Raw genomic sequence first — 6375 nt, 5'->3', positions numbered from 1 at the left:
CGGCGCTCTTCGCTTACCGTTACAACCTCGATTGTTTGCTTGTTCCTAGTCATATGCACAGTCCTATTCCTATCCGTAAGAATAGCGCATAGGCCGTGTACGGTGAATCAGGGGGCTATCTCAGCTTCTACATCCGAAACTTGAGCCAAAAAAATCTTCATCTTCGACACTGCTAACATCAAAATTAGCGCCCGAATCGCTATGAAATCGGCCCCTCAAAATCCGTTCTTGTCCTTTCCTCCAGGCCACAACAGGCACTAATTTTTGACTTTGAACGAGACCATCAATATCAAGATGTTCGCCGAATACGCGCAACACGCAGCCCTCAAACATCACGGGGCAGTTTCGATAGCCAGTCTCGAACCCGGATGAAAATGGGACCAAGCTCCGGTAAAAATCCGTCCTCATCTTGCCATTGAACGATGTCGAGGTCCATAGCCATATCTTCCATCTCCTTAATCAAGACATAAGGCATCGCTTCTAATGCCTTTCCATTTCCTCTAATAGAATCAGCAAGGACGCGTGCAGAGGATTGATGCGCCTCCAGCAGTTCCAAGCTGGCTTGAATACGAGCGATTAACGAATTATTTGACATGTGGCTAATGGATTAACTTAGATTGGTTGACATACCAAAGAGCTCCGTCTGCTTGTGGCCGTTCTCGTCCATACCGTAAGTTGGCAAACAGTACTATAAGTCCGGAACAATGTTCTCACGAATATCTGAAAACATATTCCTCGTTGCCCCGATTTCACGCCCGACTACCTTGCCAGAGCTGACGGCATGTCGTGAGATGATAGAGTTTATGCTCACCGTCCAAATGCCTGGAAACCACGGCTAACGACTTCTTCAATTGGCGGCTGTCTTTGATTCTTTTCGCTCCAGCCGCACGAAGGACCTCTAAATCATGGAACTACACGCAAAAACACATAATGACAATTCCAATTCACAAGACAAATAAGTCAAGCCTGCACCACGTTTTGAACGGCGGCTTTGGCCGGTTTGTGCCGTCCATGGAGCATCATCTCATCGCAGCTGGGAGCCCTCTGGATTGACGGCTTCTTCATCGCGACGAGTAGGGTAGTAAACCTTCTTGTGCTCGTTTTCGTAGAAGAGAATTCCGTGAATTCCCATCGCTTGACTCTTTTGTACTCGACGTTGCCATATTGCTGTGAAGATGGTGTCCAAAATCTCAGCAGACTGCTGCTCGTACACTTCATCTATAAATGCGACATCGGTACTTGGGGAGAAAATGAGAGCGAACTCTTCATCGGTTGCAGCGAAGATATCGTACACCGCATTTTCAGCACCATCAAAAATCTGAATATTTTTCATTTTCGTCTTAACTCATGGTTATTTTGACCAGCTGCTTTTGGCCGATTGCAGATTGCTCGTCAGCAATAGAGCGCATTTGCCCCCGGAACTGCGGACTCGACCCTATCGACGAATCCACGGAAGAAGAATGCGAGGTTGTCGGCCGTATCGCCAGACAGTCGCCCAAATGCTTTATCGAAAATAATGATTGCCACACTGAATTCCGGCTCTTCGACTACGAGCACAGGCTGGTCACGACCTTCATGCCACTTGTAGGATCCACCAAATTCGCGCCTCGCGACCTCAAGGATGTATGAGCCGAACAGTTGGACCAGTTCCTTTTGGTCCGTTTCGGTCATCTGACAACTAGTGAGCAGAGAAGCCTCAGCAAGCATCTCATTAATCATCTCAATGCGCTGTTCTGAGTAATCGAGTCGTCCACCGGCACGCTCTTGGAATTGGGCTGGAGCCAAATTAGCCTTCTCTGCAACTTGATAAGGCAGGTCTATATTTTTATCGTTCATATGGTATTGATTTAGCTATTCGGGTGTCCGTTCTTGGCCGATTTCAGTTCCTCAATATCAGACGTTCTAGAAATATTTATGTGGAATTTTTAGCTGTACGGGCCGAGTCCAGCATGATTCCGATAACGTACAGTATGGCAAAAATCGGACCGCCAAAAATAATATATGCAGAAATCCATGAAATATTTTCTAGCATTCCCAACAAACCAAGCTTGTCGGCAAGCGCCGATTGAAGCACAATTGGAATCTGCAAAAACATAAAGCGGCTCTTCGTATCTAAGCCGCCAAGGAAAGCATAGCTTACGCAGCCGACGATTATGGCAGCATAACCTCCACAAAGCGAAAACCCTGTTTTGCTCACTTTACCCTCGCGTTTCCACCGCCTGAAATTGACCGCTTACGGCCTGAGCGGCAACAGCCCTAACTAGAGCTGTCCTAATCCAATATTTTGAGCTAACTTTCGCAGCGCTGCAACCAGCATTTTTCTCATATCTCCTCTGTGTTGAATGCAAGTACGTTTTCCCAAACGCAGCGTATCTTTAGTTATTTTTTTGTTTTAATCATTTTTCCGAACGATGAACTTCGCAAAATTCTCGATACGTGTGCAAACGCTTCCGAAAATAAAAAGAAGTACGAGGCTCATTAAAATATCAGGACGGGATATCTTGCCGAACGAAAAAAGTAGAAGTGATGCGAGCGCTGAAAGAAAAAAGATATATACATACTTCACGAAAATTGCATTCATGAGTTTTATCCCCACATTTGTCAAATATACAATAGCGCTTCTTCTCGCGTAACCGCAAAGTGCCACTTTGAGCCACGGATTCAACCGGTCGACGGCGTTCAGAATAGCAGCTTGCTGAGTTGAAAAACTCACTGATTCTCACGCTCGGCCGAGAGCGCCCGTAGCAGAAGCTCCTCCTACTAGCATATAGCTTTCACCAGGAACTCTAAGCGCTGCTATAGTCCAGCTCTTGCGACATAGCGGGTACTTCCTACTCAGATCACACACCTCGGTACCGGCATCGGCCTCCTTGATTACCGCAATGATCTGCTCTTCTGTAAATCGCTTTTTCATGCCTGCCTCCCAATTGACGGAGCCTAGCTCAGCATCTTACTAATTTGGGGTAGCAGGTCATCAATAAAAGTCTACAGGTGGCGCACTTCAGTCGGCGGTGTATCCCAATTATCGTTTTTGCCGTCCAGGTAGGTGATTGGTGCGTTCACGAGTTCTTCGGGTGTGACGTCGTCCAGGCAGCTTAGATTGACCGCGTAGAACTCGCCCCATCGCGGCGAGCGGCCGATTCCAAACGGGCGTACACCACAGTGTTTGCAAAACAAATGCTGGTCGGTCTTTGTCAGGAACTGATATTTGGTGAGATCGGCCTCGCCGGACAACAATCGGAACGCGTCGGGTTTTACTATCGCAGGCCAGAATCTGATCTTCGCGCAGATGGAACAGTTGCAGCGGATGGTGCCTTGGCTAAGGTCGATGTCCGCCTCAATTCGCACGGCACCGCAATGGCAGCTGCCATGGTAAGTTTTCACTCGCGCTCCAAGATCGATTAATTCCGGGGATATTTGGCCGACAGCGCGGGGAACAACGTCGGCAGATCCGACTCCTCCCATTCTTCTCCCGCTGTGACGGCGTATTCTACTTTAAAGTCGCGGTCTAATTCCCCCGCGCCCTTTGCGGCGTAAGCCTTCAGGGCGGCATAACCGAATGCTTCCAACTCGAAATATTCGCGACGCGGCAATGATGCGAGGAAATCCGGCTTCGCGAGCGCGGCCTTGAATGTCTCCTCGCCTTCGGAAATCAGCCAGTCGCGGAAGTATTTGAATCCGTCATCGGAACAGCCTCCGTTCATGAGCCAGGCGGCGCCCCATAGACTCCAGCTGTTCGCTTCGAGCAGCAGGGCTTCGTAGCGTTGCTGGAAGCGCTGAATCTCTTCGGGCTCAAACAACGCCAAGTGCTTTTGCAAGACCAAAGGCCGTGACTCGAAGTCGTCACCGGCATCTGCTCTCACGGCATCGACAATACGCCAAAATTTTTTTTCATCCATAGGAATAGCAACCGGGGCAGCGAAAATTGATAATGCCGATCCCCACAGCGCGAGCAGACTCACGGCGTGAAGGATGGCGCGACGTTGAAAACTCATGCTTATTTCTTTGGCTTGCGTGCTTCGTAGAGCTTCGTCAGCTCCTCGGATGATGTCGGGAGTCCGACGGAAGCTGCTAGTTGGCTGAAGCCTGCCAACATAAGTCCAGCCATGATATGGGAAATTTTTTCAGTCATCGGCGGCATTCTCACACGGGGCTCGCCCTTACTCATAATCGCCATCGGGGAATATACATCCTCCATTGCGAACCAGCGCTTTCACCTCTTCGCTTACTTGCGCGGGCTGCTGACTGATTCGTGCGATGAATTCCTTCTGACCGCGCACGTACGACTGCGCGTCATGCTGCGCGCTCCACAGGACTATGCTCAGCATGACAGGTATCAGGTCCAGGCCCTTTTCGGTCAGCGTGTAAAAATCTTTACGCCCATCGGGGCTGGGCGCCCGCGACAAAATTCCCTGCTCCTCAAGGAACGCCAGGCGGGAGGCCAGAACATTGGTCGCGATCCCCTCTTCCGATTTCAGGAACGCGCCATACGTCTTCTTGCCAACAAAAACGATGTCGCGAATGATCAACAGCGACCAGCGGTCGCCGAAAATCTCCACGCCGTAGTTCACCGCGCAATGCGACCGAAGGTCTTTCTTACTCGTCGTCTTCATGAGCGGATCTTAACATCACTTGCTCCTCGCAAGTAAAATTTCACCATTTCACTTGCTTTTTACAAGTGAAATGCATACCATGGCCTCAAGTTGAACGCGGTCACCCGATCGCGTCCGTGACGGCCAGGAATCAAACATGAGCACTATCAGCATTATCGGAGCGGGTGGCATGGCCGCAGCGCTTGCAGGCCTTGCCGCCAAGGCCGGACACAGCGTCGAGGTGATCACCCGCGACGCGGCCAAGGCGCGGGCGCTGGCAGCACAGGTCGGCGCCGGCGCGACGACAGGCGACTTCGGCGCCATCCCGCTCGGGGAAATCGTGATCCTGGCGGTGCCGTACGCCGCCGTTCTGGACGTGGTCAGGCAGTATGGCGCCGCGCTGGCAGGCAAGCTCCTGGTTGACATCACCAACCCCGTGGCGGCCGACTTCACGAGCTTTGTAACGCCCGTCGACAGTTTCGGCGCGCTGGAAATCGCCAGGGCCGCGCCTGCCGATGCGGTCGTCGTCAAGGCCTTTAACACGATGTTCTCCCACGTCCTGGCTGCCGGTTCATTCCAGAACCGCCCGTTGGATGTGTTCATCGCGGGAGACGACGCGCAGGCGAAGACACGCGTCGCGGCGTTCATCGAGAGCCTCGGACTACGCCCTATGGATATCGGACCGCTGCCGATGGCGCGGACACTGGAGCACGTCTGCCTTCTGTCACTAGGTCTGCTCGCCAACGCTATCAAGCACACCAATTTCTCAATCGGGGTCAGCCTCCCCGTAGCACCACCTTCTCAATCACTCACAAGGAATAGCACATGCGCGTTTTAGTTACTGGCGGAACCGGCCATATCGGTTCGTACATCATCCCCGACCTGATCGCGGCCGGACACGAAGTAACGGGCCTGGCCCGCTCGGACAAAGCTGCAGCTGCGGTGGCAGCACTCGGCGCCACGGTTCGGCGCGGGGATATTTCCGACCTTGAGGGACTGAAGGCGGCGGCAGCGGCGGCGGACGGCGTGATTCACGTCGCGCACCGGCAAGACCTGCTGCCCACCGGCGGGCTCGACGCCGTGGCCGCCGCCGAGCTTCAGGTAATGCTCGCGTACGGCGAGGCGCTGGCCGGCACCGGCAAGCCACTGGTCGTGTCGGGCAGCATCGGCTCGCCCGGCTGGGACAAGCTGGGCCGTCCCGCGACGGAGGACGACCCGGCCGTCCCAGGCGGCCCGGCGTACAAGGGGACGCTGCGGGTGCGTAACGAAGTCGAGCGGGCCGTCATCGACCTCGCAAAACGAGGCGTGCGCTCTTCCGTTGTGCGCATTGCTACCATCGCGCACAGCACGACCGACGTCGCATTCCTCCCCTTGCTGATCGGGTTGGCGAAGGAAAAGGGCCTCATCGGTTATCCGGGAGATGGTGCGAACGTGTGGCCCGCCGTGCATGCCCGCGACCTCGCCACCCTGTTCCGCCTGGCGCTGGAAAAGGGGGAGGCTGGCAAAACCTGGCACGGGATCGAGGGTGAAAGCGTTCCATTCCGTACCATCGCCGAAGCCATAGGCACTCGTCTGGGCGTGCCTGCCGTGAGCATTCCGTTGGACGTCCTGATGCTGCCGGGGTACTACGGTTTCCTGGCGAACCTGGTCACGCTCGATCTCCCGGCATCGAACCTGATTACGCGCCAGGCCCTGGGCTGGGAGCCGAAGCAACCCGGCCTGTTCGCCGATATGGACAACGGCCACTACTTCCCTGCCTGACCGGCACTGTCTCATCGACTAA

General features: G+C 53.6%; 9 protein-coding genes. 2 read left to right on the top strand and 7 right to left on the bottom strand.

Going from position 1 to position 6375, the window contains the following annotated elements:
• Positions 1 to 325 precede the first annotated feature (325 nt).
• The 7 genes from GW587_RS19345 to GW587_RS19315 form a co-directional block, all read right to left on the bottom strand.
• Positions 326 to 595, bottom strand: a complete 270-nt coding sequence (locus GW587_RS19345) for a hypothetical protein (protein ID WP_166106185.1) — start codon at positions 593 to 595, stop codon at positions 326 to 328.
• Between the two features lie 429 nt (positions 596 to 1024).
• Positions 1025 to 1333, bottom strand: coding sequence for a DUF8220 family protein (locus tag GW587_RS19340; protein ID WP_166106183.1), 309 nt, complete (start codon positions 1331 to 1333; stop codon positions 1025 to 1027).
• A gap of 59 nt (positions 1334 to 1392) precedes the next feature.
• A complete protein-coding gene (locus GW587_RS19335) occupies positions 1393 to 1836 on the bottom strand; it encodes a hypothetical protein (RefSeq protein ID WP_166106181.1) in 444 nt (147 codons plus the stop codon).
• Positions 1837 to 1912: 76 nt separating this feature from the next.
• The gene (locus GW587_RS19330) at positions 1913 to 2197 is read right to left on the bottom strand and encodes a hypothetical protein (protein WP_166106179.1); all 285 of its coding nucleotides are present in this window, start codon (positions 2195 to 2197) and stop codon (positions 1913 to 1915) included.
• Between the two features lie 788 nt (positions 2198 to 2985).
• A complete protein-coding gene (locus tag GW587_RS19325; protein ID WP_371875621.1) occupies positions 2986 to 3384 on the bottom strand; it encodes a GFA family protein in 399 nt (132 codons plus the stop codon).
• 17 nt (positions 3385 to 3401) lie between these two features.
• Positions 3402 to 3995: a DUF4240 domain-containing protein gene (locus GW587_RS19320; protein ID WP_207393559.1), complete on the bottom strand. Its 594-nt coding sequence runs from the start codon at positions 3993 to 3995 to the stop codon at positions 3402 to 3404.
• A gap of 165 nt (positions 3996 to 4160) precedes the next feature.
• The gene (locus GW587_RS19315) at positions 4161 to 4613 is read right to left on the bottom strand and encodes a winged helix-turn-helix transcriptional regulator (protein WP_166106175.1); all 453 of its coding nucleotides are present in this window, start codon (positions 4611 to 4613) and stop codon (positions 4161 to 4163) included.
• A gap of 136 nt (positions 4614 to 4749) precedes the next feature.
• Between GW587_RS19315 and GW587_RS19310 the strand changes: the two genes are divergently transcribed.
• Both GW587_RS19310 and GW587_RS19305 read left to right on the top strand, forming a co-directional pair.
• On the top strand, positions 4750 to 5430 hold the full coding sequence (locus GW587_RS19310) for an NADPH-dependent F420 reductase (protein WP_166106173.1): 681 nt from the start codon (positions 4750 to 4752) through the stop codon (positions 5428 to 5430).
• Positions 5418 to 6353, top strand: a complete 936-nt coding sequence (locus GW587_RS19305; protein WP_166106171.1) for an SDR family oxidoreductase — start codon at positions 5418 to 5420, stop codon at positions 6351 to 6353. The genes GW587_RS19310 and GW587_RS19305 overlap by 13 nt, the downstream gene beginning before the upstream one ends.
• Positions 6354 to 6375: the final 22 nt, after the last annotated feature.

The organism is Duganella aceris (assembly GCF_011090165.1).
In the GTDB taxonomy this organism is placed as follows: Bacteria; Pseudomonadota; Gammaproteobacteria; order Burkholderiales; family Burkholderiaceae_D; genus Rugamonas; species Rugamonas aceris.
Note: the sequence above shows the minus strand (reverse complement) of the source record. Positions and strands in the feature narration are given on the sequence as shown.

Coding starts and splice junctions, on each gene's coding strand:
- GW587_RS19305 (WP_166106171.1), top strand. CDS start 5,418: ATGCGCGTTTTAGTTACTGGCGGAACCGGCCATATCGGTTCGTACATC.
- GW587_RS19320 (WP_207393559.1), bottom strand. CDS start 3,995: ATGAGTTTTCAACGTCGCGCCATCCTTCACGCCGTGAGTCTGCTCGCG.
- GW587_RS19345 (WP_166106185.1), bottom strand. CDS start 595: ATGTCAAATAATTCGTTAATCGCTCGTATTCAAGCCAGCTTGGAACTG.
- GW587_RS19310 (WP_166106173.1), top strand. CDS start 4,750: ATGAGCACTATCAGCATTATCGGAGCGGGTGGCATGGCCGCAGCGCTT.
- GW587_RS19340 (WP_166106183.1), bottom strand. CDS start 1,333: ATGAAAAATATTCAGATTTTTGATGGTGCTGAAAATGCGGTGTACGAT.
- GW587_RS19335 (WP_166106181.1), bottom strand. CDS start 1,836: ATGAACGATAAAAATATAGACCTGCCTTATCAAGTTGCAGAGAAGGCT.
- GW587_RS19315 (WP_166106175.1), bottom strand. CDS start 4,613: ATGAAGACGACGAGTAAGAAAGACCTTCGGTCGCATTGCGCGGTGAAC.